The sequence below is a fragment of the Chryseobacterium indologenes genome, from assembly GCF_001295265.1.
Classification (GTDB): Bacteria; Bacteroidota; Bacteroidia; order Flavobacteriales; family Weeksellaceae; genus Chryseobacterium; species Chryseobacterium indologenes_A.
Window position 1 is genome coordinate 18,877 of the sequence record NZ_LJOD01000022.1, and the last position, 25,792, is coordinate 44,668.

The 25,792-nt window shown below is 38.3% G+C and carries 23 protein-coding genes; 14 read left to right on the plus strand and 9 right to left on the minus strand.

Annotated features, from left to right (window positions below; genetic code table 11):
• Positions 1-121: 121 nt before the first annotated feature.
• From AOB46_RS21325 to AOB46_RS21335, 3 genes are all read right to left on the minus strand, one after another.
• Entirely contained in the window at positions 122-817 is a 696-nt protein-coding gene (locus AOB46_RS21325; RefSeq protein WP_062703218.1) for an alpha/beta hydrolase, read from the minus strand.
• Between the two features lie 60 nt (positions 818-877).
• A complete protein-coding gene (locus AOB46_RS21330) occupies positions 878-1,462 on the minus strand; it encodes a Crp/Fnr family transcriptional regulator (protein ID WP_062703220.1) in 585 nt (194 codons plus the stop codon).
• 88 nt (positions 1,463-1,550) lie between these two features.
• Positions 1,551-1,796, minus strand: coding sequence for a GNAT family N-acetyltransferase (locus tag AOB46_RS21335; protein WP_062703222.1), 246 nt, complete (start codon positions 1,794-1,796; stop codon positions 1,551-1,553).
• A 220-nt stretch (positions 1,797-2,016) separates the two neighbouring features.
• Between AOB46_RS21335 and AOB46_RS21340 the strand changes: the two genes are divergently transcribed.
• The 8 genes from AOB46_RS21340 to AOB46_RS21375 all read left to right on the plus strand — a co-directional run bounded on the left by AOB46_RS21340 (position 2,017) and on the right by AOB46_RS21375 (position 15,082).
• On the plus strand, positions 2,017-3,120 hold the full coding sequence (locus tag AOB46_RS21340) for a helix-turn-helix domain-containing protein (RefSeq protein ID WP_062703224.1): 1,104 nt from the start codon (positions 2,017-2,019) through the stop codon (positions 3,118-3,120).
• Between the two features lie 161 nt (positions 3,121-3,281).
• Positions 3,282-4,301, plus strand: coding sequence for an alpha/beta fold hydrolase (locus AOB46_RS21345; RefSeq protein WP_062703225.1), 1,020 nt, complete (start codon positions 3,282-3,284; stop codon positions 4,299-4,301).
• Between the two features lie 9 nt (positions 4,302-4,310).
• On the plus strand, positions 4,311-4,979 hold the full coding sequence (locus AOB46_RS21350; RefSeq protein WP_062703226.1) for a hypothetical protein: 669 nt from the start codon (positions 4,311-4,313) through the stop codon (positions 4,977-4,979).
• A 307-nt stretch (positions 4,980-5,286) separates the two neighbouring features.
• Positions 5,287-6,882 carry a histidine kinase gene (locus AOB46_RS21355; protein WP_062703227.1) on the plus strand — a complete coding sequence of 532 codons (1,596 nt, stop codon included), beginning with the start codon at positions 5,287-5,289 and terminating at the stop codon, positions 6,880-6,882.
• A 103-nt stretch (positions 6,883-6,985) separates the two neighbouring features.
• Entirely contained in the window at positions 6,986-9,568 is a 2,583-nt protein-coding gene (locus tag AOB46_RS21360; protein ID WP_062703228.1) for a zinc-dependent metalloprotease, read from the plus strand.
• Between the two features lie 6 nt (positions 9,569-9,574).
• Positions 9,575-12,910, plus strand: coding sequence for a SusC/RagA family TonB-linked outer membrane protein (locus tag AOB46_RS21365; protein ID WP_062703229.1), 3,336 nt, complete (start codon positions 9,575-9,577; stop codon positions 12,908-12,910).
• Positions 12,911-12,922: 12 nt separating this feature from the next.
• Positions 12,923-14,242: a RagB/SusD family nutrient uptake outer membrane protein gene (locus AOB46_RS21370; protein ID WP_062703230.1), complete on the plus strand. Its 1,320-nt coding sequence runs from the start codon at positions 12,923-12,925 to the stop codon at positions 14,240-14,242.
• Positions 14,243-14,317: 75 nt separating this feature from the next.
• Positions 14,318-15,082 (plus strand): LytR/AlgR family response regulator transcription factor, encoded by a 765-nt coding sequence (locus tag AOB46_RS21375; RefSeq protein ID WP_062703232.1) that lies wholly within the window; start codon positions 14,318-14,320, stop codon positions 15,080-15,082.
• Positions 15,083-15,111: 29 nt separating this feature from the next.
• Here the strand turns inward: AOB46_RS21375 and AOB46_RS23500 are convergent, their stop codons facing one another.
• Positions 15,112-15,279, minus strand: coding sequence for a hypothetical protein (locus tag AOB46_RS23500; protein ID WP_157845091.1), 168 nt, complete (start codon positions 15,277-15,279; stop codon positions 15,112-15,114).
• Positions 15,280-15,285: 6 nt separating this feature from the next.
• On the opposite strand from AOB46_RS23500, the gene AOB46_RS21380 reads away from it, so the two are divergent.
• The 5 genes from AOB46_RS21380 to AOB46_RS21400 are packed head-to-tail and all read left to right on the plus strand — an operon-like array spanning position 15,286 to position 18,792.
• Complete coding sequence (locus AOB46_RS21380; RefSeq protein WP_062703234.1) at positions 15,286-16,743, plus strand: hypothetical protein; 1,458 nt, start codon at positions 15,286-15,288, stop codon at positions 16,741-16,743.
• A 23-nt stretch (positions 16,744-16,766) separates the two neighbouring features.
• Positions 16,767-17,234, plus strand: coding sequence for a hypothetical protein (locus AOB46_RS21385; protein ID WP_062703236.1), 468 nt, complete (start codon positions 16,767-16,769; stop codon positions 17,232-17,234).
• A 39-nt stretch (positions 17,235-17,273) separates the two neighbouring features.
• Positions 17,274-17,735, plus strand: a complete 462-nt coding sequence (locus AOB46_RS21390; protein ID WP_062703238.1) for a hypothetical protein — start codon at positions 17,274-17,276, stop codon at positions 17,733-17,735.
• Positions 17,736-17,737: 2 nt separating this feature from the next.
• The gene (locus tag AOB46_RS21395) at positions 17,738-18,121 is read left to right on the plus strand and encodes a hypothetical protein (protein WP_062703240.1); all 384 of its coding nucleotides are present in this window, start codon (positions 17,738-17,740) and stop codon (positions 18,119-18,121) included.
• Positions 18,118-18,792: a hypothetical protein gene (locus AOB46_RS21400; RefSeq protein ID WP_062703243.1), complete on the plus strand. Its 675-nt coding sequence runs from the start codon at positions 18,118-18,120 to the stop codon at positions 18,790-18,792. The genes AOB46_RS21395 and AOB46_RS21400 overlap by 4 nt, the downstream gene beginning before the upstream one ends.
• A gap of 156 nt (positions 18,793-18,948) precedes the next feature.
• Here the strand turns inward: AOB46_RS21400 and AOB46_RS21405 are convergent, their stop codons facing one another.
• On the minus strand, positions 18,949-19,827 hold the full coding sequence (locus AOB46_RS21405; protein ID WP_062703245.1) for a tetratricopeptide repeat protein: 879 nt from the start codon (positions 19,825-19,827) through the stop codon (positions 18,949-18,951).
• A 195-nt stretch (positions 19,828-20,022) separates the two neighbouring features.
• Between AOB46_RS21405 and AOB46_RS21410 the strand changes: the two genes are divergently transcribed.
• The gene (locus tag AOB46_RS21410) at positions 20,023-21,762 is read left to right on the plus strand and encodes a S41 family peptidase (protein WP_062703246.1); all 1,740 of its coding nucleotides are present in this window, start codon (positions 20,023-20,025) and stop codon (positions 21,760-21,762) included.
• Between the two features lie 186 nt (positions 21,763-21,948).
• Here AOB46_RS21410 and gwsS read toward each other — a convergent pair whose 3' ends face one another.
• From gwsS to AOB46_RS21430, 4 genes are all read right to left on the minus strand, one after another.
• Positions 21,949-23,043, minus strand: coding sequence for a grasp-with-spasm system SPASM domain peptide maturase (gene gwsS, locus AOB46_RS21415; RefSeq protein ID WP_062703248.1), 1,095 nt, complete (start codon positions 23,041-23,043; stop codon positions 21,949-21,951).
• 155 nt (positions 23,044-23,198) lie between these two features.
• A complete protein-coding gene (locus AOB46_RS21420; RefSeq protein WP_062703250.1) occupies positions 23,199-24,125 on the minus strand; it encodes a hypothetical protein in 927 nt (308 codons plus the stop codon).
• Positions 24,109-25,200: a hypothetical protein gene (locus AOB46_RS21425; protein WP_062703252.1), complete on the minus strand. Its 1,092-nt coding sequence runs from the start codon at positions 25,198-25,200 to the stop codon at positions 24,109-24,111. The genes AOB46_RS21420 and AOB46_RS21425 overlap by 17 nt, the downstream gene beginning before the upstream one ends.
• Before the next feature lie 58 nt (positions 25,201-25,258).
• The gene (locus tag AOB46_RS21430; protein ID WP_062703254.1) at positions 25,259-25,513 is read right to left on the minus strand and encodes a hypothetical protein; all 255 of its coding nucleotides are present in this window, start codon (positions 25,511-25,513) and stop codon (positions 25,259-25,261) included.
• Between the last annotated feature and the right edge of the window lie 279 nt (positions 25,514-25,792).

Sequence of the window (25,792 nt, forward strand, 5' to 3'; positions counted from 1 at the left end):
TATAGGCAGTGAAATTGGGCCGGCAGAACTCTATATTAACTATTTTTAAGACTATTGTTTCTGTTTTGTAATAAAAAAACAGGCATAAAGCCTGTTGATTATAGTAAGTTTAAAGCAGGTTTCAGGAAACTGCATTAACTGCTTCTTTGATCAGTTCAGTAATTTCTCTGGGATGAGTCGCCAATGAAGCATGGCTGGCATCCAGATGAATGATTTTTTTTGGATTCATTCTTTCCGCCATTTCCTTTTCTGTTTCAGGAGGAATCATACGGTCGTTATCTGATACCTGATACCAGCTAGGTTTAGTTTTCCAGGCAGGTTCTCCGGCCTCTGCAGCAAAAATACTTCCATGGATAGGTTTTTGGGATAAAGACATCACAACAGAATCTTCAGGATTTAAGTCCTGGGCAAAACTTTCATGGAATTTGTCATATTTTATCCATAAAAATCCTTTAGCATCCGGCACAATATTGGCTGCCCCTGAAGGTTGATCCCTGCGCCCGAAAATTCCTCCCAGACTTTCACCTTTATCAGGTGCAAAAGCCGCAATATAAACAAGTCCTGCTACTTTATCATGATGACCGGCACCGGAAATTACAGCTCCCCCATAAGAATGTCCTACCAAAATAACTTTGCCTTCCTGCAGGTCAATCAGATCCTTTGTTTTCTGAATATCATCTTCCAAAGATGTTAAAGGATTCTGCACGCTTCTTACGGTATAGCCTTCATGATGAAGGTTTTCAATAACATGTCTCCAGTGAGAGCCATCCCCCCATGCTCCGTGAACTAAAACGATCGTAACATTTTTATTTTCCATATACTTTAGATTTTGTACTACAAATTTAGGATGCTGATGGTGGAAAAATGTTCACTTTAGTTAACGTTTTAAGGTCCGGTTCCGGATTCGGCTTAAAGACTGAGGTTTTATTCCCAGATAACTGGCAATATGTTTCTGGGCAACCAGCTGAAAAATTTTTGGGTTTTCGGTGAGAAGTCTGTGGTATCTTTTTTCGGGTGAATAATAGAGAAGCTCTTCAATTCTTTTCTTGGCGTTCAGATAAATAACTTCTGTCATTTTTCTTCCAAATTCCTGCCAGTAGGCATCCTTTTGATACAGTTTCTGAAGATCATCTTTATGAAGCAGCAGAACCTCTGAATCTTTTACCGCTTTGATATTCATTTTAGAACGGGTGCTGCAGAGAATACTTTCATAATCCGTAAAGAAATAATTGTCAAAATGAAACGTGAAATTAACGTCCTCCCCATTTTCATTGAGGTAAAAGGTTCTCATAAATCCAGTTTTCAGAAAACCTAAATATTGACATTCTTCACCCTCCTGCAGGAAAAAATCAGATTTTTTATAAACCGCTTCCTGCAGATAACCGCAGAATTCTTCATAATGGGCTTCGTCAACCAAAAACAGAGGACCATATGTAGCGTATTCGTTGAGAATATTTTTCATTGTAAGGATTATTTCGCCATATCTATAATACTAAATTATTAAAAACTGACGAAAAAAAAGAAGTGAAAGTCAAAAATAACTAGGCAGACTATAAGAATGGGAGAATACGATTTCTAATTTTTTCAACAGCAAAATAACAAAATCCATTTTTTTTGAATTGAATTTTCATTTTTTCGATAAATTCAATTGTTTGATCTTTAGTTAAAAGAGCAGGAAAAAATTCCATCACTCTCGAATCTGAATTTATTTTATATAATTCTTCTACATCTTTTTCTTCCCAATTTCTAAAACCAAGCCGGGTAGAAGTGAATATATATTTCTGTTCTCTTTTCATTATAGAGATTATTTCACTGTATATATAATACTAAATTATTAAAAATTGATAAAAAAAGAAGTAAAAATAATAGGTAGACCACAGATATGGCTCAAAAAAGATTCTGTTGTCTGATATTGGGTGCTGATGGTAGGAAATTGAATTCGAATGAAAATTTGTTTTGAAATTATATTTATTTTTACGGTATTATTTTACTGAATGAAAATTTTAAAAGCCTGATATGCTTTACCTGTCCGGAGTTTTTTTAGCTTTTTTCTTAACCTTTCTTTTGGTCACCAAAAGAGAGAAGAGCATCGCAGATTTTATTCTTTCGGCATGGCTTTTTGCGATTGGCCTTAATCTTACAGGGCATTATCTTCTGCTTATGGAGCAGTACACCCAATATCCTACTCTTGTTTTCCTGGGTTTCACATTACCTTTGGTATATGGCCCTTTCTTATATCTTTATATTCAAAAGCAGACCTCAGCTCAACAGTTTTCGTGGAAGTATATGCTTCATTTTGTTCCTTTTCTGGTATGCAATTTTTTATTTTTACCCTTTTATATATCTTCTTTCAGCGAAAAGGTAGACATCTTTCAACACCAGGGAAGAGGGTTTGAAACTGAAATGCTTCTCCGGGTTTATTCCATCTATATTTCCGGGATTGTATATGTGGTTCTGTCCTTCTGGAGGCTGTACCGGTTCAGAAAAAATATGGTTCAGCAGTTTTCTAATACGGAAAAGATCAATTTCAACTGGCTGCTCTATCTTATCATATGGATTGCCCTTATCTGGGGACTTGTTCTTTTCGTTAATACAGATATTATCTACGGGGCGATTGCTGTATTTATTGTATGGCTGGGATATTTTGGAATAAAGCAGGTTCAGGTCTTCAACCAGCCTGTATTGGCTTTTACGGGAAGTACCACGTTAGAATTTCCTGTTACAGAAGAAACAGAAACTGCATCTCCTGAAAAGAAATACCAGAAATCAGGGCTTACGGATGAAAATACTGAAGCGATACATACAAGGCTGATGAATCTGCTGGATGAAGAAAAACCGTTCATCAATCCGAATCTTACCCTTAATGAGCTGGCAGGAATGCTGAATGTACATCCGAACAGCCTTTCCCAGGTGATCAATTCCAAAGAAAATAAAAACTTTTACGAACTGATCAACGAAAAAAGAATTGAAGAGTTCCTGAACAGGATCTCCCAGCCTGAAAGCAGGCAATATACCTTACTTTCCATTGCATTTGAATGCGGTTTCAATTCCAAAACATCTTTCAACCGTAATTTCAAAAAATACACAGGCGTTACGCCAAGTGAGTACCAGAAAAGCTAATCCCAGAGGTTTCATCTTTCAGGGAATAGGTTTCATGTTTCATATCTTTCATGTAATCAATTGGTTATATTTTTGTATTTTGATGTTCCAACTTTCCTGATGGGGCGAATCGTTTGGGGGAATGATGAATCTTTGCATCATAATTTTTAACCCCAAAAAGTATGACAGCTTTTAGAAAAAGAAAGATTCTCACAGGAACTTTTACCATTCTTATCTTATTATTTTCCTGTACAGACGGGAGAACCATTGACGAACCCGGCAATCTGGTTCCGAAAACAGTGGATCAGGACGCTTCTCTTCCTTCCATAACAGTAAACGGAGCCATGCTTCACGCTGAAGCTTTCGGCCCGGAGAACGGAACCATGATCGTTGCACTTCACGGAGGTCCGGGAGGTGATTACCGTTATATTCTCAATTGTAAAGATCTTGTTGAAAAAGGATATCGGGTGGTATTTTATGATCAGCGTGGCTCAGGGCTTTCACAGCGTTTTCCGAAAAAGTCCTATACCTCTTTAGGAGCCGGAGCTGCAGATCTGATGTATGATGAACTGCATGCCGTAATCGCCCATTACCGCAAAAGTCCAAACCAGAAAGTCGTATTGCTGGGACATTCGTGGGGAGCGATGCTGGCGTCCGGGTATGCTGGAAAATATCCTCAGAATATTCAGGCATTGGTTCTTTGTGAACCGGGAGGACTGAGATGGGATGACGTGGAGGAGTATGTGAAAAAATCCAGGTCATTTAAACTTTGGAGTGAAATTCTTAACGATGCTGCCTATCTGGATCAGTTTATTTCCGGGAAAGAAGACCAACATGAAATTCTGGATTACAAAATGTCCATGCTTTCCTCAAAAAACAACATTACCGGCGAAGGCGATTTTGATCCGGGGATAAGCTGGAGAAGCGGAGCGGTGATTATGGATGCTCTTTTTGACAGTGGAGACCAATACAAACTTGATTTCTCAAAAGGCCTTCAGAATTATAACGGTCCGGTCTTGTTTTTCTACAGCGATAGAAACAAAGCTTATCCGGATTCATGGGCACAGAAAATTACAACAAGCTACAATCATGTAACCCGTGTAAAAATATCCGGTGTGGGACATGATGGAATTATTACCAATTCCAACGCGTGGAATAACCGGACAAAACCAGAGATCTTAACCCTTATCGGAGGACTTTAAATAAACACCATGAAGAAATACAATATATCAGCTTTATTGATAATGCTGGCTGCTCTTTCCGTGAAATCACAGACACTCAACTGGTCTGCCCTTAAAACTAAAGAAAAACATATCCTGAATGCCAATATCGGAGCCGAATATGGAGTGATTTTCGGATTAGGTTATCACTATAAGTTCAATACTAATTTGTTTCCGGTGATGATTGGAGCTGAATTTTCCGTCCCGTCCGGGGATCAGCTTTTGGATGACTTTAAAACCAAAGCAGGTGCCAATGTTCGCTGGCTGAAAATAAAAGACTTTCAGCTGTCCACAAAAGTACAGGGAGTCTTCCGGAGGTTTGAAAATGATAATGCAGCCATTGCCAATTTTGGACTCGATATGGCAGGAGTAATCGGTTATTACAGACCTAAATGGTTCGCTGCGGGGGAGGTAGGTTTTGATAAAGCGATCGTTACCCACTTCAAACACACGGAACAGTATAAGGAAATATATCCTGAGGTGAAAAACGGTTGGTATGAACCATCTACGGGAGGAAATTTTTATTATGGGATTCAGAGTGGGTATTCTTTCAGAAATCAGGATATTTATTTACGGGGAGGGAGTATTGTTTCTCAGGATTTTAAAACAAAACCTCAGCTTCCTTTTTTTGTGCAGATAGGTTATAATTTTAAATTATAAAAGTCTGTTTAAAATCAATAAAATATTGATACTGGAATTTTTTTCTCGCAGATTCAACAGATTGAGCAGATTTTTTTTGAAATGAGAGTACTAATGATGAACTTTTTTATCATCTTCACCTAAAAATATTTTAAAGAACCGTCTTGATCAGGGCGGTTTTTTGATGTTCTCTATAAAAAATCAATGATACTTTTAATTCACTTTATGGTCCTCAGATCTTTGTTATATTTTTGCAAACGAATTAATTATCTGTAAAATAAATCCCGACAAGGGAAGAAGCTCTACCTGCTTTTTACAGAAAATAACAATGCAGAAGATTTTGAATAGTAATTTTAAACAAGCACTCCCACAAAAATCAGTTTACATCGCGGTATTGTCAGCCTGTCTTATTGCAGTGACAGCATTTGCTGTTCTCAGTTTTCTGATCACCCGCGACAGCCGGAAAAATACAGAAGATTTTGCCAGAAAAACCTTTGTACGAAAATACGAATCTGTAGAAAATGAATTCAGAAACATCGAAGATTATCAATATCTGCTTCGTGCGCTGATCCGGAAAGACGGGCTGAAAAACTATAAAGATTACTCTTCCGTTTTAAATGATCTGAACAAAAAACGAAACCTTCTGGCGTACAGTTGGTATTATTATGATAACAACAGCACAGGAAAGCCGGAGACCAACAGCCTCTTAACTGATGTTTTCAGAAAAACAGGCAGTGCAGACCGGTCCATGATCCTAAAAAACAACAGGCCCGGGCATTTTAAAGACCTTCTGATCACCCGTAAAGACAGCATGTACTGGATTAGTTATGATTCTCTGGTACTGAAAGATAAAAACAGACTGTATTATGGTTCTGCCGTGAGTCTGGATGATCTACATCAGTATTTCATCAACGTAGATAAAAATTCTAATACATATGCCTACGTTTTTACAAAAGAAGGAATTTGTATTACCCATCCTGAGAAGAAATATCTTGGGAAAAATATCTTTGAATTTACAGATATCAAAGCCAAAGATACTTTATGCAGTAGGGTTAAATCAGGATATACCCAGGGAACGGCCACTTCAGAATATCTTGGAGTTGAAGTTACCCGTTTTATCAAACCATTGAAAACCGATAATTTTGAAGGGTATACGGTTGTAAATCATGTCAACTTTATTATTGATGAAAATATTTATAAAGTAAAAGCTTACACCAGCTATATTTTCCTGGCGGCATTATTTCTGATTGTCACTGTGTTTATTCTGTTCCAGAGGTCTGTTGGGATGGCCTATAAAGAAAAAGAAAAAATACAGTCTGAAAAAAATCTCCTGTTGATTGAAAATGAGAGGATGCATAAAGCAGAAGTACTGAATCAGCTGCGGCAGCTGAAGAATAATATCAATCCGCATTTCCTTTTCAATTCACTGAATTCCCTTTATATGCTGATCGGGATTAATAAGGATAACGCACAGAAGTTTACAATGAACCTCTCCCGGATTTACCGATATCTTATAGTACCTCCAAAAGAAAACAGAGTTCCTCTTGAGCAGGAAATTAATTTTATCCGACAGTATATGGAACTTTTGAAAAGCAGATTTGAAGAAGAGCTGACTTTTGAACTGAAGATTAATGCTCCTGAAAGTCTGGAAAAAAAGATTCCTTATTTATCTCTTCAGATCGTAACAGAAAATGCTATAAAACATAATATAGCCACCATAGATCATCCTCTGGAAATCATGATTATAGTTGAAGAAGAGGCAGTTATTGTTAAGAATACCCGGCAGCCAAAAACAGAGCCTGTAGAAGGAGAGAAGTTTGGAATTGACTATTTGAATCAAATTTATGATTATTTTAGGATTAATTCTCTTAATATTTCAGTTGATGGTGAATATTTCGTATGTTTTTTGCCTTTAATGAAGTGAAAATAAAAATCCATTCACTCCCGAAAAACTACCTTTCACTCCCTAACACTATATATATAATTGCTTTACCTTATAGCTTTGCCGGCTAAATCTACTATTTGGAATGAATCGGACTATTTTAATGAAGAATTACAGACTGGCCCTGTATCTGGGACTTGCTATGGCATCGCCGGCAATCTTGGCACAGAAAAAAGATTCTGTAAAAACAGATAAAGAAAAAACGGAGAAAACCGATGTTTCTTCAAAGAAAACTAAAAAAATTGAAGATCTGATTAAAAAAGGAACCTTCAAAAAAGGACTTTTTAATACCATTCAGGTAAAAACAGATGTTTATTTTGAAATTCCGGACAGCCTCATGGGACGTCAGTTCCTGGTGGTGAATAAGCTGTCCCAGGTACCGATGCAGGTAAATGAAGCCGGATTGAACAAAGGAATGAACTATGAAAACAAGATCATCTCTTTCCATCGTGATAATGTGGCCAAAAAAGTTTGGGTGAAAACTTCAGACGTAAAAGTATCCTCTCCTAAAAATGACGCTATCACAAAATCTGTAAAGGATAACTTTTCAGAATCCGTGATTGAGGTCTTTGATATTGAAGCTCAAAACAATGATTCTACTTCGGTAGCCATTAAAGTCAATAAGGTTTTTGATGGAAATCAGAAAAGCTTTAATGATGTGCTGGCTAATGTAGGCTTAGGTGGATCCGTAAAGTCAAACCTTTCTTACATTGAAGGAGTAAAGACATTTCCTCGGAATCTTGTGGTGAAATCCCAGCTGACTACTTCTGTGAATGAAGGAGGAGTAGACCTTCCTGTGACACTGGGCGTGACCACCAATCTTGTATTGCTTTCTAAAACTCCTATGAAACCAAGAATCTCTGATCCCAGAGTTGGCTTCTTCAGCGAAAAGCACTGGGCATTCAATGACCGTCAGCAAAAAATGGATGAGAAATTCTTCATTACCAGATGGAATTTAGAGCCGAAAGACGAAGACAAAGAAAAATACCTGAGAGGGGAACTGGTAGAGCCGAAAAAACAAATCGTCTATTATATTGATCCTGCAACTCCAAAACAATGGCGTGAAAAAATCATAGCAGGGGTGCATGACTGGCAGGCAGCCTTTGAACAGGCGGGTTTTAAAAACGCGGTTATCGCCAAAATGCCGGATGAAAAAGATGAAGATTTTGATATTGATGATGTGAGATATTCAGTGATCACCTATGCAGCTTCTCCTAAGTCAAATGCAATGGGGCCTTCAGTAGTTGATCCTAGAAGTGGAGAGATTATTGAGGCAGATATCATCTGGTGGCATAATGTGATGACTTCTCTTCAGGAATGGATGCGAATTCAGATAGGACCTATTGATCCTAAAGCCAGAGGAAATAAATTCAGTGACGAATATATGGGGGAAGCAATCCGTTTTGTATCGTCTCATGAAGTGGGACATACGTTCGGATTAAAGCATAATATGGGATCTTCATTTGCGTTTCCTGTAGAATCACTCCGTTCAAAAGAATTTACTGATAAAATGGGAGGAACAGCCCCGTCTATCATGGACTATGCCCGTTACAATTACGTAGCACAGCCGGAAGACGGCGTTACCGCGATCACTCCAAAAATCGGAATTTATGATAAATATGCTATAGAATGGGGTTACCGTTGGTACCCGGATGAGTTTTCGGAGAAAAAAGCCATTAGGAATTTAATCGAAAAGCATCAGGATGATCCATTGTATTTCTATGGCGAGCAGCAGAGTTATCTGGAGACAATCGATCCGCGTTCGCAGTCTGAAGACCTTGGTGATGATGCGATGAAAGCCAGTGAATATGGATTGAAAAACCTGAAAATCGTTATCAATAACCTTTTACAATGGACTTATGAAGACGGTAAAAAGTATACAGATGCCGGTAAGCTATATCTGGGAGTAATAGGACAGTGGGATTTGTATACAGGCCACGTAATGGCGAATGTAGGAGGAATTTACCTGAACAATACGGTTTTCGGGAATAAGAAAAAAGCATACGAAGCGGTACCGGCTGAAACTCAGAAGAGAGCAGTGGATTATCTTGTGAAAAATGCCATCAACCTTCCGGAATGGCTGTTCTTTAATCCTATTTCTGAAAAAACATATCCTGTGAAGAATTCTCCGATGGGACCATTCGAGCAGACTCCTTATACGTTAGCAAGAGGAATGCAGTATGCCAATATTTATGCCCTGTTCATGGATGACAGGCTGCTCAGAATGCTTGAAAATGAACTGAAACACGAGGTTTCAGGTTCAAAAGAAGAAATCTATACCGTTGAAAATCTGTTTGACCAGGTGAGAGCTGCCATTTTCAGGAAAAAAGGAACGCTGACCATTCTTGAAAAGATGACGCAGAAAAACTATGTAGATGCACTGATTGTTTCTGTCAATAAATTATTTGAAAAAACAGCAGTAAAGGCATTGAAGACAGATCAGACCCTGAATATGCCGCTCATCTGTAATTTCCATGGTGAAGATCGAAATCTTAGGAATATTAATTATTCATCCATGAAAAGAGTATCTGAAGTAACCACTTACAAGAGAGCGGAACTGCAGAAAGTGCTGGATCTGCTAAACAGAACCAGATATAAAGGAGATGATGCTTCAAGAGCTCATTACACAGACTTAATTATTCGTATTGAAGAGGCTTTAAATAAATAATCGGAAATGAAAAAAACTCTAATACTTTTACCTCTTTTGGCCGCTAATATGGCGCTGGCCCAGCAAAAGAAAACAATTACAGGTAAAGTTCAGGATGGCAGTACCTCACAAATCATTGCAGGAGCATCCATCAAAATAGAAACACAATCTGTTTCTTCCAAAACCAACCAGGATGGGATCATTGAAAGTGTTTCCATGGGTACCGTTACAGATAAAAACGGACAATTTACTTTAGAAATTCCTGCCGATACCAAGTCGGTATTGGTAAGCTATCTCGGCTATGAATCAAGGTTGATTCAGATTGATGAAGATCAGACCAGCTATAATATTTCATTAGCGCCGGCAGGTGAAGTTTCTGAAAAAAATAAAATTCAGGAAGTAATCATTACAGGATACCAGAAAATTGAAAAACGTAAGCAGACTTCGGCGGTTTCTACAGTGAAGATGGATGCGATTAACCAATCCGGTGTTGCCAGTGTAGACCAGATGCTGGCCGGACAGATAGCCGGGGTAGTGGTGACCCCTGAAACAGGATCTCCGGGAGGTCCTGCAAAAATAAGAATTCGTGGAACGGCTTCCCTGTCCGGTCCACAGGATCCGTTATGGGTAATTGACGGTCTTCCGCTGGAGGGAAATGATGTTCCCAACTTCAGCGATAAAGATAATATTGACCAGCTTCAGAACTTTTCTATTGCAGGCCTGAATCCTAATGACATTGAGGATATCACTATTCTGAAAGATGCGGCCGCCACTGCCATCTATGGAGCAAGAGCTGCCAACGGGGTGATTTCCATTACAACGAAAAAAGGGAAAAAAGGCGGCATGAAAGTGAATTTTTCAGCAGATACCTTTATCACATCCCGCCCCGATTTTGACAAGCTGAATCTTCTGAACGCTTCTGAAAAAGTGGATTTTGAATTAATGCTTGCCAAACGTACTGACCTTACCTATCGTGCTGACAAAGGGGAAGTCATGAGAATTTTAACCCAGAACAACCAGCTTGATGCATTCAGAAGCGGTGGTTTGGATGCACTGAATTCAATGACACGCCAGCAGCTTGATGGTCTGAGAAACAGCAATACAGACTGGGGCAAACTGCTATACAGAAATGCAATCAACAAACAGTACGGACTGAGTCTTTCCGGAGGGAGTGACCGTTCTGATTACTATTTCTCACTAGGGTATTTTGATGAAGAAGGAACAACTATCGGTACAGGTTTTAAACGGTATAACCTTACCTTAAAGAACAATTATAAATTAAGTGATAAGTTAAATGCAGGAATCTCTATTTTCGGTACTCAAAGTGAGCGCTCATCATTCATGACGGATGCTGATGCGGCGGCCAGCCCTATCAACTATTCAAGAAATGCCAATCCTTATCTCACCCCTTATAATCCGGATGGTAGCTACAGATATGATCGTGATATAGATGGTTATGCAGATCAGTATGTTCCTTTTAACTTCCTTGAGGAAAGGGAAAATACAAACTATACCCTTAAAAATCATTCCCTAAAAGGGATATTGGATCTTGAATATAAAGTTTCAAAAAACCTGAGATTTACATCACAGCTAGGCCTTCAGTATGATACCAACAAAACGGAGAAATTTGCTGCTGAAAATACCTATTATACCAGAAAGATGAGAGAAGGAACCCGTTATTATAAAGACGGGGCGTTCCAATATTTCCTGCCTAAGGGTGGAGTAAAGCAAAACTGGGATAATGAGTTCTTCCAGTACAACTGGAAACTTCAGGGAACTTACAGCACAAAGATTAATTCGGTACATGAAATTGATGTGATGGCCGGAACAGAAATCCGAAAAACGAAAGACAATACTACGGTTACCAGAGCTTTCGGGTTTGACAGTCTTACCAAAACCGGAGTTCCGATTATTTTCCCGAATTCTAACTTTGCAGCAGATAAAAAATATGAAACATACCGTGAAATGCCTGTCGCAGAAAATGCCTATGCTTCCATGTTTGCGACTGCATCCTATACTTATGACCAGAAATATACCTTCTTCGGAAGTGTGAGATATGACGGGACCAATTTATTCGGGGTGAATAAAAAGTATAAATATCTGCCGATTTGGGCAGTTTCAGGATCATGGCTGGTATCGAAAGAGGATTTTATGAAGAATCTGAATGCCATTTCTAATCTTAGATTGAGAGCATCCTACGGTTTGCAGGGAAATATTGACCGAAACACGTCACCTTTCTTTATTGGTGAATACAATAATGCTACCATTCTGCCGGGCGGAAAAGAAGATGTGATCAACGTGATCAGCCCTCCGAATGATAAACTTCGCTGGGAAAAAACAACCAACGTAAATCTTGGGCTTGACCTGGGTGTATTCCAGAACCGCATCAACCTTACCTTAGATGTTTACAGCAGAAAAGGGACAGATATGATCAGTATGAAAGAAACGCCGCTTGAAACCGGATTCAATTATACAATGATGAACTGGGGAAGTCTTACCAACAAAGGCTTTGAATTAGCTTTGTCCACAAGAAACATCAATAAAGATAACTTCAAATGGTCAACTACGATTAATTTCGCCCATAACAAGAGTGAAGTTCTCAGCGAGCAGCCTCGTGACAATGCTTTTCTTCCATCCAGAGAAGGTCTTCCTGTAAATGCGGTTTTTGCATTGAAAACAGCAGGAATGGATGAATACGGAAACCCGATGTTCTGGAAAGGAAATGAAAGAGTAAAAATTGCAGATTTCTTCAAGCTTTATGATGTATATGAAGAATTTCTTCCGGGGCAGCTTGTCGACTCTAAGCTTTCACAGGCAGAGATGAGAAGTCTTTTCACCTATATCGGGGATAGAGATCCCAAGTTTACGGGAGGGATTATCAACACCTTTAAAATCCACAATTTTGACTTTACAGTTTCCGCAGCTTTCAACTTCAAGCAGACGGTGATGAGATCGCCTTCTTACAGAGGAATGGAGCTGGACAGAGGAAGAAACTATACAAGAGATGTTTACGAAGCAGGAAATTCACTTCCGGGGATTACAGGCTCTGAAATGGAAAATAATCCCGGCTGGATGGGAAATAAATGGCTGACGAACAACCCGTCTAATGCCTACGGCCTGCTTGATATCTGGGCTAAAGAGATCAGCTATGTGAGAATAAGCAGTATCCGTCTGGGATATACGCTTCCTAAAGAATTTACCGCTCCTATGGGGATCAGCAGCCTGAGACTGAGCGTTGAAGGTCGCAACCTGTTCGTATTCAGTAATGGATATAAAGGATATTTTGATCCGGAAACCTATGGTAATATTTATGCACAGCCTATTCCCAAATCAGTTACCGTAGGATTTAATGTTTCTTTTTAAAACTTGAAAAAAATGAAAAAAATAACAGCATGTATCGCATTGGCACTGATCAGCTTTACCAGCATCGGATGCGATCGTTTTTTAGATATTCAGCCTGAAGGAAAGGTTATTCCGGTGACAGTTGAAGATTACAGGAAAGTACTTACCTCAGCCTATGCCAAATACCCGACCCATAAATCCCTGACAGCCCTTCGTACAGATGAAACCTATCTGGATGAAACCCTGAATGAATTTAATGTGTACCGTGAAATTGCCATGTGGAAAGACACCAACAATGATGCGGCAACGATGGAGTTTCCCTGGGTGAAATTTTATTCTGTGGTATTCTATCTGAACCAGATCATCAATGAAGGGAGCAAGACTATGATGGATTCTCCCGAAAAACAGCAGATTCTGGCAGAAGCGTATGCACTGCGTGCTTACACCTACTTCGATATGGTGAATTTATACGGAAAACCATACAACAGCGCGACTGCATCTACAGACAAAGGAGTTCCGTTAAGTCTGGAAATTGATCTGGAAGCAGTCCTGAAGCCTTCTACCGTTCAGGAGGTTTACAATCAGGTGCATGCAGACATAAAAAAAGCGGAGGATTTAATGGTGGCAGAGAAGCAGCCTTTGGACATCAGTTATAGATTTTCAAAAATATCATTGAATGCTCTTCAGGCAAGAATCGCCCTTTATCAGGGTGACTGGAATAAGGCGTTACAATATTCAGATCAGGCTCTGGCAATGAAAGGAAGCCTTACAGATCTGAATACAACCAATACCTTACCCAACCATTATGCTTCAGCAGAAGCAATTATGGCTTTGGATGCCGTGTTTGATGATGCTGCCAGAAATTTATCATATGCCTCCCCGGAATTGATTTCAAAATTTAATACAGCTGCGGACAAAAGATTCGGAATGTATTTTGAAAAGAAAAATAATAAATACAAGATCATCAAAAAAGGAACGGCAGATTTTAAAGTGTCTTTCAGAACGTCTGAATTGTATTTTATTAAATCCGAGGCATTATTAAAGCTTAACAGACTTGATGAAGCTAAGCAAACACTGCTTAAAGTGGCTAAAAACAGATATACTCCGGACGGTTATACATCCGTTCAGAATACTGTGGCTTTAATGAATGTAGCAGAATTGATGAACTTCATCCTGGATGAAAGATTCAGGGAATTTACCGCAGAAGGACACCGCTGGTTTGATTTAAGAAGAGCCAATCAGAAAGAAATAAAGCATATCGTGAACGGTAAAGAATATATTCTTCAGCAGAATGACCCGAGATATACCATAGAATATCCTATGAGTGCAAAGAAGAATAATCCCAACTTATAACATTTCATATTAATATCCCCTGAAACCGCTTGAACTTAATTGTTTTAGCGGTTTTTTTGTATTTTTGCTAATGTTATGAAAATTGCCATTATAGAAGATGAACTGCTGGCTGTTAATTATCTGAAAAACTTATTGGATAAACAGAGCATTATCCCTGTCACTGAGACCGTTATTCTTCGCTCAAAAAAACAGGCAATAGATTTTTTCAGCAAAGATTCGGCGGATCTTATTTTTATGGATATTCATTTGGGAGATGGTATGAGCCTTGAAATTTTCGAGTATGTGGAACTTTTTACCCCCATCATTTTCATAACAGCTTTTGATGAATATGCGATGAGGGTTTTCAGGCATTTCACCATAGACTACCTTCTGAAACCTTTTGAAGAGGAAGATTTACATAAAGCTTTACAGAAATTCATTTCTATCAGGAATAATTTTGATCCTGAACCTCTCCTGAAATCTGTTTCAGCATTACAGCATGATAGCGCTTCCGGAACCATGAAACGTTTTATGGTAAGAGAAGGAAACAAGCTTAAATCCATAGACGAGCATGATACGGCTTACTTTTTTGCTTCGGGAAAATATCTTTTTCTCACCACGGCAGATCATCAGACCTATATTTTTGATGATACCATTAAGGACATCATCCGGAAACTGAACCCACAGGTTTTCTTTAAAGTGAACCGTAAATTCATCATCAATAAAAAAGCCGTTACGGAAATCATCAAACACTCAAGCCAGAAAGTAGAGCTGAAGCTTTCCCCGGAACCGGAAGTCAATACGGAAATATTTATCAGCAAACCGCAGATTGCAGAATGCCTGAACTGGCTTAATTCTTAGAGAGGAAGCTGGAAGAGGGAAGCTGGAAGTTACTGTTCTGCGGAATACTCTTTCTTGCCTTCTGAAAGGAATTGATACGATCTTAAAATTAAAAACAGATATCTGTTTTCCGGACTTTCATTACTTCCATCTTCCTGCATCCATCTTCCATCCTCATCCCAATATTTTTCGTATTTTTCCCTTTCTAAAACTAACATGAAATTATGAGAATGTACCTGCTGGCAGTTCTGCTGTTTTCTTCCCTGGTGTTTTCACAGAAAATCCAGCTGAAGAAAGATAAAATCCTGTTCAATGAAAAAGAAATAGGCATTCTGAAATCACCGTACCGCGATCATTTTGAATTTTATACCTTATCCAATGAAAAGATTTTTGATGCCGATCTGAAAGGGGTTTCTCTGGCCAAAGAAGAAATTCTCTACTATCTGGATATGAAATCGGCGGACGGCAAAACCACGCAGATTCCTTATGAAGTGCTCATTACCTCTTTTAAGCCGGATCGTATTGTTGCCCATCAGCTGGCTGTAAAATACAAACTTTTCAATGAAAATGGTTTTGATAAGGCTGAACTGGAAACCTTCTTTACAACCCCAAGGGAAAATCTGGGTGACAAATACCTGAAAGCAAAAACCAGCAGCATTGCAGAAGATAATGAAAGAAAAAGCAGACTGGATAATATAAGAAGTCTTTACAATCCGAGGCTGGGATCAAAAGGAGAGATCCTGATCAACAACGGGTCTTATCCGGCTAAAATTATTGGGTATTCCAGAGCTTATAACTGCGTTGGCTTCAACAATACAGGACCTTGTCTGGAGGTAAGTGATCTTGATGGTGTTAAAGTAGCCACGATGTATCAGACCCAGGGCATGAAAACCTATGCGGTAAGAACTTTTGACAACAATGAGTTTACGTTTACAGCCACCAGATCTTATGCAGCTTCAGATTATGCTTTTGTAGGTGAGTTTATAGCGAATCTTTTCATGGAAGGCTATACACTGGAACATCAGGCTTATTATAAAAACCAGGAGCTTCAGCAGGCTAAAGTGGAGGATGCCATTAACAGGAGCATCAATTTATATGATGTGCCCGGATATTTAGTCGAGAAATCCGGTAAAAAAACAGAAGGAATGATCACCATCTGGTTTGAAATGCTGGATACGGAAAGAACAGGGCAGAAACTTCCCGAAGGTGGTGCCGATCTGTTCGGACAAAGGGTAACCCTGAAAAAACAGCTGCCGGGAATGAGAAGCATGGCTACCAAAGTCTATGATGCAGATTCAGGCGTACACTTCTGTGTTTCATTGAACGGAAATGAAGAATGTTATTACGGATTGGATGTAAAAGGAGAGTTCATGAAAAAGCTTCAGAATTACGGAAGTATGCACGGAAATAATGCTTATTTCTACAGACTTGTGGCCAGAGAAAACAGAATTATGCTGCTTCAGGATCCTGTTGAGCTTCACAAATATGTTATCAAAACAGACCTTCAGCCTAAAGGGCAGATGCTCGATAACAGATCCAACGACCAACTTTCTGAAAAGCTGGCCGATTATCTGAAAGACTGTAAAAGCCTTTCAGATCAGCTGAAAACAGAAAGTCTGGATCTTAAAAATGAAGAAAATCTGCTTCACATTATTTCAGAATATGGTAAATGTAAAAAATAACATACTTTTCCTCACTAAATATCATGGGACAAACACTTGTAGAATACGAAAAAGATAAAGGATTCCGGATCGCGGAAACGATGATGCAGCTGGTACTGCATTATATTCTTCAGGAAATGGAAAAACCGGAACATCTCATTCCGAATAAATCTGATCTGCTGGAGGATACAAAATTTCATATCAATGGATATAGTGGAGGTCATATGTATTTCAGTCTGTTTGATGAAATCAGTTCACCGGCAGACGAACAGATCATGATACAGATCCTGAATAATGTGAAGACAACACTGCAAAATAAAGGAAGTCTTATTTCCGTAGAAGAATTAATGAGCATTCCTACGGATGATTTTACCCTGAAATATATTCTTGACAAGAAACCCTTTCCAACCGCGGAATTAATCCGCGTGATGGATGCTCTTATCCAAATGCTGGAAAGAACCTGGCCCTACAAAGATTATGAAATGGATCTGAACTGGAAATATTTTGATTAAGTTGAATTTCAATAGTGTAATTGACAAACAGCAGAAAAAATGAAATATTTACAGTTTTTAAAAGATCACCCCACAGCAGATTCCTTTACCAATAAAGGAATAAGCGATGCAGAAATCAGGCATCTGGAAGAGCTATATAATAACAGCCGTTCATTTCCTGTTGCTTTAAAGGAGCTTTTATCACTGGCGGGAAATTTCTGTCATGCATTGGATTATAACATTTATGACAGCCAGGAAGAGCTGCAGACAGAAGAAAGGGAAGAGCTGAAAGATTTGTATGATCTCACCATAGAAAGACCGTTCTTTTTTATCGATTTGGTTTCTTACGGTCTTCCTGTATTTGTATTTCTGGATGAAGGAGATGATCCGCCTGTCAACCAGATGGTAAATAATCCTACTAAGGAAAAATATTATGAAAGAGTAGGAGGAACACTGCAATCTTATGTCATCAGCAGAATCCGGTATTACCAGAAATGGTATCCCGACCATAAAAAAAATTAACAATGTCAATGAATCACGAAGTTTTAAACCGGTATTCTTTAAAGTTTTCAGTGGAAATTCTGGATGGAAGAAGAATGGGAATTGTGAGAACAACTGCTCCGGAAAATATGTTAAGCGGAAGCCTGGAAGACCTTTTTGTGCGTGGATATCCGGATGGATTTATCAAAAGGATCCTGAAAAATATAGAACGTGCCCTTCATAATGTTGATTTTGATCCAACAGATGATGGAGGCCCGGAATTTGTCAGTGTGAGGGTTGGAAAAGAAACCTGTGTGATAAAAAGTATAAGAGAAAAGGCTCCTGTGAAGATTCCTACTGAAGATTTAAAGCAGATCTTAATCGCATGGACAGACTATTTTGAAAAAAATGATATTGATGTGATATGACCGAATATAAAAATTCAGAAGGACAGGTAGTGACGGAACAGGAATTCGACAGAACGAAAGGAGGAACCATTCACACCTATGATGACATTACCGGGAGGCTGAAAAAGGCTGAAAATATCATTTTTATGTCAAAGCCGGGAACAACACGTACCTGGTACGAATATTATCTGGATCCTTCAGAAAGTGAAACGGACATTATCCGGCAGTATACGGGTGAAACTGAAAATCATTCCCTGACCGTCTATTTAAATCAACAGACAGCACACGAATTTGAAATGTGGGATGCCAGAGATTATAACAAAGAAGGGATTTTAAGATTCAGAAGCAGGATTGTTTATGACAGCCGGGGAAGAATGGTTTCAAAGGTAAATTTCGATGTACAGACGGATGAGGTAATGCGGCATTCGGCGTACTGTTCTTCAAAATACTATTATGGAACCGATATAGATACTGAAAACGGATTGCCGGATCTGGAACTCAAGTTTACCTATGAGTTTGATGAGCGCATCAGCCGGTTCGTTACTTACATCAAAGATATCAATGAAACTACCGGAGAAATCCATACCATGAATGTTGAAGACTTTATAGAACTCTTTGGCGGGGATTTCTGGAATGCGCATCCTTATTATCATTCATTGTATCCGATATTACCGGAGTTTCCGGTGATATAAACAGAGTAGACTTCCTATACAGGCTAGGACGTTAAAATATTGGTACGATACAGATGAAAAATGGTAAAAAATACAAGGCTGTTCGTTGCCTGTATGATGAGAACGGTTTATTGGAGGCTGCGATAGACCAAAGAACTCCGGCTTCCTTTCAAAACTCTATTTTCCCAGCACTTTTTTTGCATTCTCATTATCAGGATTCAGCTCCAGGGATTTTTTATAATTTTCCAGGGCTTCCTTCTTTTTGCCAACTATCAAAAGGTTTTCTCCATAACTGTCATAGGTATTCCAAGCATTGGGATAAAGCTCAATATTCAGCCTGAATATTTTCAGGGCATCATCCATTTTATTTTCTCTGGCCAGCTGATAGCCAAAACTGTTGATTTCTCCCTCACCCATATTATATTTTGATGCAAGTCCTTTCTTATATTCTGACTTTATAAACGGAATCAGTTTGTCAATGGATTTTTCTTTGTTATAGGCTTCATTCAGGGAGATGAGATTCATTTTTCTCTCCTTTTCTTCCTGTTCTTTCAGGGTTTCAACGCTGTAATATTTTCTCTGTTCATCGGTCACCTGAGAAGGATCGATCTTATATCGTGCCCATTTTCCATTGGTTGTATGATCTTTATAGAACTGGGTTCCATAGATCTGTGGCTGATTTCTGCGCATCAGGTCTCTGTCTACGGCAGCGGCATACCACCACCGGTTCAGGGTAGGGTCCATTTTCAGGGCCTGTCCGAAACTTTTAACAGCCATTCCTGAAGAAATACTGTCGTTTCCGTGTTGAAAAACAATTCCGGCGTTGAAATGATCTTTGGCGGTCAGCACTTTGCCTTCCTTCATCAGAACAAGAATTCTGGCTCTTCGGTCGCTGTCTTCCTTATTCAGGACAGACCAGTCAATATTGGCGACCTTTCTTGCATTCTGGTCATCGTCTGCCATTTTCTGAAGCTCAGGATTATCCTTCGCCTGGGAGAAAATCAATAGAGGAAATGCCAGTAAAAATAAAGTGAAAAACAGGTTTGATTTTTTCATGATGTTAAAGTGATTAGTTTTTAAGTGGTTAATTAACCCAGGGCAATTTACAAATTAATTTGTAGAAATAAATCACTGAATGAAGGGGCAACTGGTTTTCCCGGATTAGTTTACATTTTTACAATTTTCAGAACAGATTACAGAATAATTTTGAAGAACACCGGTTAATTCCGGTCCTTTTAAAATTATTGCACTATGATAAATTTTTTTCTTACCCTCTTATTGTTTCTGTTCAGTGTTTTTAGCTTTGCCCAGACCGCTAAGGGAACAGATATTTCTACAGATCATACCTTTGATAAAGGTTCATCTGTGTCCGTACAGAAGCTGTCTGAAGCTCAGATCAGGGATCTTGCCGTGCTCGGAAAAGTTTGGGGTTTTCTGAAATATTACCATCCGAAAGCCAGTTCAGGAACCGTCAATTGGGACTACGAACTCTTTAAGGTAATGCCCGCTATTCTTTCAGCTAAAAATGAATCAGAAAGAAATAAAATTCTTCTTACCTGGACAAAATCTCTTGGAGATTTCTCCAAAAGAACGGAAGTGAAGGAAGATTCAGAAGTAAGATACAAACCGGATTTACAATGGATCAGCAAATCATTAGGGAAAGATCTCAGTGAATCTCTGATGAATATTTCCCGGGCGGAGAGAAAGGCAGAAAATCATTACGTTAAAATATATTCAGAGGATATGCCTATTCCTTATTTTCAGAACGAAGCAGCATATGCTCAGTTCAAATATCCTGATGCAGGTTTCAGACTGCTGAGCCTGTACAGATACTGGAATATGATAGAATATTTTTACCCTTATAAAAACACCCTTGAAAAAAGCTGGGATAAAACATTGACAGAGCTGATTCCAAAATTTGCAGAAGCCGAAAACGAAATGAGCTACAAGCTTGCCGTAGCATCTATGGTTGCCGAAATACAGGACTCACATGCCGTATTATCCATATGGACAACACCTCCGTTATACGAACAATACGGTAAAATGAGACCAGCCGTGAATCTGGTATTTGTGGATAACAAACCCGTGGTTTTTGAGAGTCTTGAAGAAAAGAACGGAAATAAAAATGAACTTCTTCAGGGCGATGAAATTGTATCGGTAAACCGGAAACCTGTTGAAACCCTGATTAAAGAACAGCTTGCCTATGCCTCAGGATCTAATAATCCTGTCAGGTTATCAAAAGTAGGCGTAAGTCTTTTAAGAACCAATGAGCCCCAGATTGAAGTTGAAGTAAAAAGAGGAGGTACTTTAAAGATGGTTAAAGTAACAACACTTCCTCTGGAAAAATCTCTTATTGAAGAAAATCCGGGAGAGCCCGCCTTCAAAATGATGGAGAACGATATCGCTTATATCCATCCCGGAAGGCTGGACGTAAAAGACCTTGACGGGATCATGCAGAAAGCTTTAAAAACCAAGGCTATTATCATCGATATGAGAACCTATCCGAAGGAAACTATGTTTCTCATGAAAATCGGAGACTATCTTTTTGAAAAGCCGAAAGATTTCTGCAGAATGACCAAAGGAAGTACCGTAACGCCTGGGCAGTTCAGCTATTTAAGTAAAGAATACATGAGTAATGTAAAAATAGGAAAAGATACCCCTGATTATTACAAAGGAAAGCTGATTATTCTGTGTAATGAAACTACCCAGAGTTTTGCAGAAATGTGCCTTATGGCATTTCGTGCAGGACCTGATACAACGATTATTGGAAGTCAGACAGCGGGGGCAGACGGCAATGTAACAGCCCCTATCTCACTGCCGGGGAATATCAGGACAATCTTTACCGGAATAGGAATGTATAACCTGGACGGAACGGAAACCCAGAGAATAGGAATTGTACCCGATATAGAAGTAAAGCCTACGATCCGGGGGATTCTGGAAAAGAAAGATGAGGTACTGGAAAGAGCAATACGTTTTTCCAAAGAAGCATAATCAGCAGAGAACAGAAGAATGGCGTTACATAAAAATACCGGATATAAATCCTATGGAGATCTTCAGTGTTGCTTTTACTGCTTGTTGTTAATATGAATGTCTTATGGGCAAAAACCCGGAAAAGCAGCAATGAAATCGCTTTAATAAGAGAAATCAACGTACCGGAATGGAATGGAAAAATTACCGTCAGGATATATCCGTAATGAATTCCTGCATGTCATAATACTGTATGGCATTTTGTTTTAAAGGGTTGGTACTCCATTCTTCCCATTCGCCGGTATAAGGATTATAACCGCATTTTAAAGGTTTTGAAACATCAAGTCCGTCGGGATCTGTATGAGTTCGTTCTGTATATGCTCTGCAGTCTGTGCAGATATCCCTGAACTCGCAGTCCTTACATATTTCAATCTTATCCTTTGTAAGATTCCAGTATTTTTTTAAACCGGGAGTACTGGCAGCTTCCTTTAGCAGGGTATTGCTGATGTTTCCAAAACTTTCAGGCATGGAAGGGCAGTTCCGGATATATCCATTTTTATCAATTGAAATTTTTTTGTACAGACAAGAGTTATGAACCTTGGATTCTAAGTTAAAATGATAATTTAAATTAAAATTTTTAGCATTAATACATCCGCAGCTGGTGGGAATGGCTATGTCTTTTTTGATCAGGCTTAAAATAACCGGACCAAAAGTTTCCTCCCTTTCCAGATCAGAAGAATATAATGTAAACCTGATAAGCTTATTCGTATGAATATTTCCTTTCTTTATACTGTCAACTAATTCAGAGCTATATTTTGCAACAATTGAAATTTCATGCAAAGAAGAGGTATCAAACAACGCAAGCTTTGAAATAATCCGTTTAATATTGGCTGTACTGATTTCTTTTACTATTCTTATTTCCAAAAATCTGATTTGCAAATCACTGATCTGCTCAGCCAGCTGCTTATCCATCAGAGCAGGGTCGGAAATATCAATAATAATATACTCAATGAGGGTTGGATTTTCCTTAAAAGAAGAATCATTTGGAAAATTTCCCAGTTCTTTTTTGTCTTTTACCGTGAATCCCAGCTTATGAGTGGTAATAAAGTTCAGATAATCATTAAGAATCGGAAGATCTTCCGGGTCCATTTTTTTCTGCAATGATGTATAATTGGTATGCTCATTGGCGATCAGATTAAAAAACCCTTTGGGGATTATTCTTAAAAAGCCTGAAGCTGTATCGTATATAATTGCCCGCTTAGCTCCGGCAGTAATTTTTACCGAATGATATAATTTTAAAAACATAGATCAGTGTAATAATGAATAATGCTTTACAGAACGGAAAATCTTAGTATTGCTGCTTTTAATATCCTTATTGGAGGAATAGGTAACTTTTTTTACATCACCGCACTTTTTCCATTCCTGCAAAGTAAATTCAGTGCCTTTTATCTGTAATTTTTTCATAGTAAATCTGCAATATATTTTTCTATCTGATAATTGCCGTAAAGACTGACTGTATGAAATTGTCCGACAGGATTAACCTCTAAAAAGTAATAGTCGTCTTCTGATTTTAATAAATCAATCGTTCCGCAATTGATCCTTAATTTTTGGGCAAGCTGGTTGATCTTTCTCTCCAGATATGAAGGAAGATTGATCGGAAGATATTTTTTATCACTGTTAGAGGTGTTTCTGATATCAATTTCCTCCGAAAATTCAAATGTTGCAATAGCCCATACCTTCTTTCCGAAAAAAAACGCTCTGATTTCATAATCCTTTTCTATTTTTTCCTGAATCAGGGTAGGGATAATATTATCCTGTCTGGAATGTATTTCACTAAGGTCAATTTCTTTTGTATAATTCATATAAAGCTCACCTTCATGGAAGATATGAGCCATTTCCGCTACCGATTTTGTAATATACTTTGCCGAAGGATCAAGGTTAAGAATATTTTGAAGCCGGGAATAGATATAAGTCTCCGGGATTTTAAAATTCAAAGCCTGGGCGATATGAAGAACTTCCAGCTTATTCACTTCTTTTGTTGTGAGGTTTCCATATATTCTTGCACCCGATATATTCAGAACATAATAGATGAATTGCGTCACTGCATGAAGCTCGGAATTAAAAAAGGTGAGAAGCTGTTCATCTATTTCCCCGGTAAATCCGCCATACACCAATGATCCGTTTCTGTAAAAAACCGACTGGAAATTTTTCAGGTCGTATTCCAATCCGTCAATTGTTACTGTAAAAAGAGAATTCCTGAAATCAAAAGAAACAGCTTCAATGATCTGGTTTTCGTTAAGACGGACAAATTGTTTTTCTAAACGGGAGAGCCATACGCAGACCGCATCTGTCATGGTGTCGTTATCTGCACTAATGATGAGAATCATTTAACTTTAATAAGAATTTTTTTATTTTATTGGCATCTTCTTCAGTTTGGAAATTCATCCCTACAATTTGAGCCTGGGGAAGAATAAAATCTTTGTGACGTAGTGTAAAAACCTTCTTTTTAAGGTTATCATCAAGACTGCTCATACCCAGTTTTTTTCTGTTTTCATTAATGGGATTAACTAAAATATTTCCCTGTTCACCTCTGTTTTTCGGATAGAACCACTGATGAACATAGCAACAATCAGCTTTCTTTAGGTTTTCTGTCACTTTATCATGAGGCCTGTCCGGATCTCCTTCATTTTTAATAAACTCAATAATGTCGAAATGCCGGGAAGAATAATTGTTGGTACTGTTGCTCAGATCAAGTAAAAAAGCAGTGTTGTCAGGAGTAATTTTACCTTGGTTTAAAGCTTTTATAAGTTCATTGGAAAAATTAACCTGCTGAGGTTTTATTTTGTCATTAGAAGACTGGTGCCAGATAATAAGATAAAACTGATGGGAAAAATCCTTACCCGCAGATTGTAAACCTAAGTCATATTCATTTGGAAATCCTTTTTGCTGAATAAGCTTTAAAAGTCTTACAGATACAATACTGTCATTTTTTGTAATTTCTTTCTGATATTTGGCGTAGTTTCCTCCTGAAAGTTTCCGGTAATACTGATCCATTGTAAATAAAGAATCAATCGTTTTTTTGTAGGATGAGTTTAGTGTTGTTGTACAGCGTACGTCATCAGATTTTTTGTGGTCAGGAAAATTTTGAATTAAAAACTGCTCTTCAAATGGATAATCAAGGCACTTTAAATAACGGTATTGTCTTAAAGCATAATCAGTGTCTTTTATCTTTAATGCGGCTTGCATACTGTTATAAAGATCCTTTGCATGAGGATGGTCAAAGGTTTTGAACGCTTTTTTGTATAAAATAAGAGCACTGTCTAAATTATTGCTGACAATTTTATTTTCAGCCTTATTAATAATATCGTAATAGAGAATCAGTTTTTTATTGGTAAGTTCCTGTGATTGGGAGTAGGTGAAGGAGCCTATACACAAAAAGAGAAAAGTGAAGAGTAATTTCATGGGAAGGTCATTAAAACAAGAGAAGTATCTCTGATACTTCTCCTGAATTTTTTTTATTTTAGTTGGGTCCCTGGTATACTATCGTTTGATTGTGATAAATATATTGTCCATTGGCAACCATTGTATCGGATGTATATCTGATTGTAGTACAATAGCCCGGGCTTGGCCAGTTCTGTTCTGAAGTTTCTCCTCCTCCTGTAGAAGTAACACCAAGGTCAAAAGAAGGTTTTGCAGGTCCTCCCTCACCTCCGAAAACATTAAGCAATTTCTCATTCTCTAACTGGAAACTTTCCAGTTTTTCTAAATTTTTCATGTGTTAAAAGTTTTTGATTTATGTCACTATTGACGGATTAAAACTAGTAATATAAATTTTACTTTCATAATATTTAACAAAATTTAACTTTTTTGTTTGTTTTGTTGGATTGTTAGTAATGAATTTTAGATTTGATTATTAATGTTTTAATGAATTTTAGTATATTCAGTCCTTATCACTGAAAAACAAAAAAACCTCTGACTAATCAGAGGTTTTCAAGTGGTTTCTCCAGGAATCGAACCAGGGACACATGGATTTTCAATCCATTGCTCTACCAAC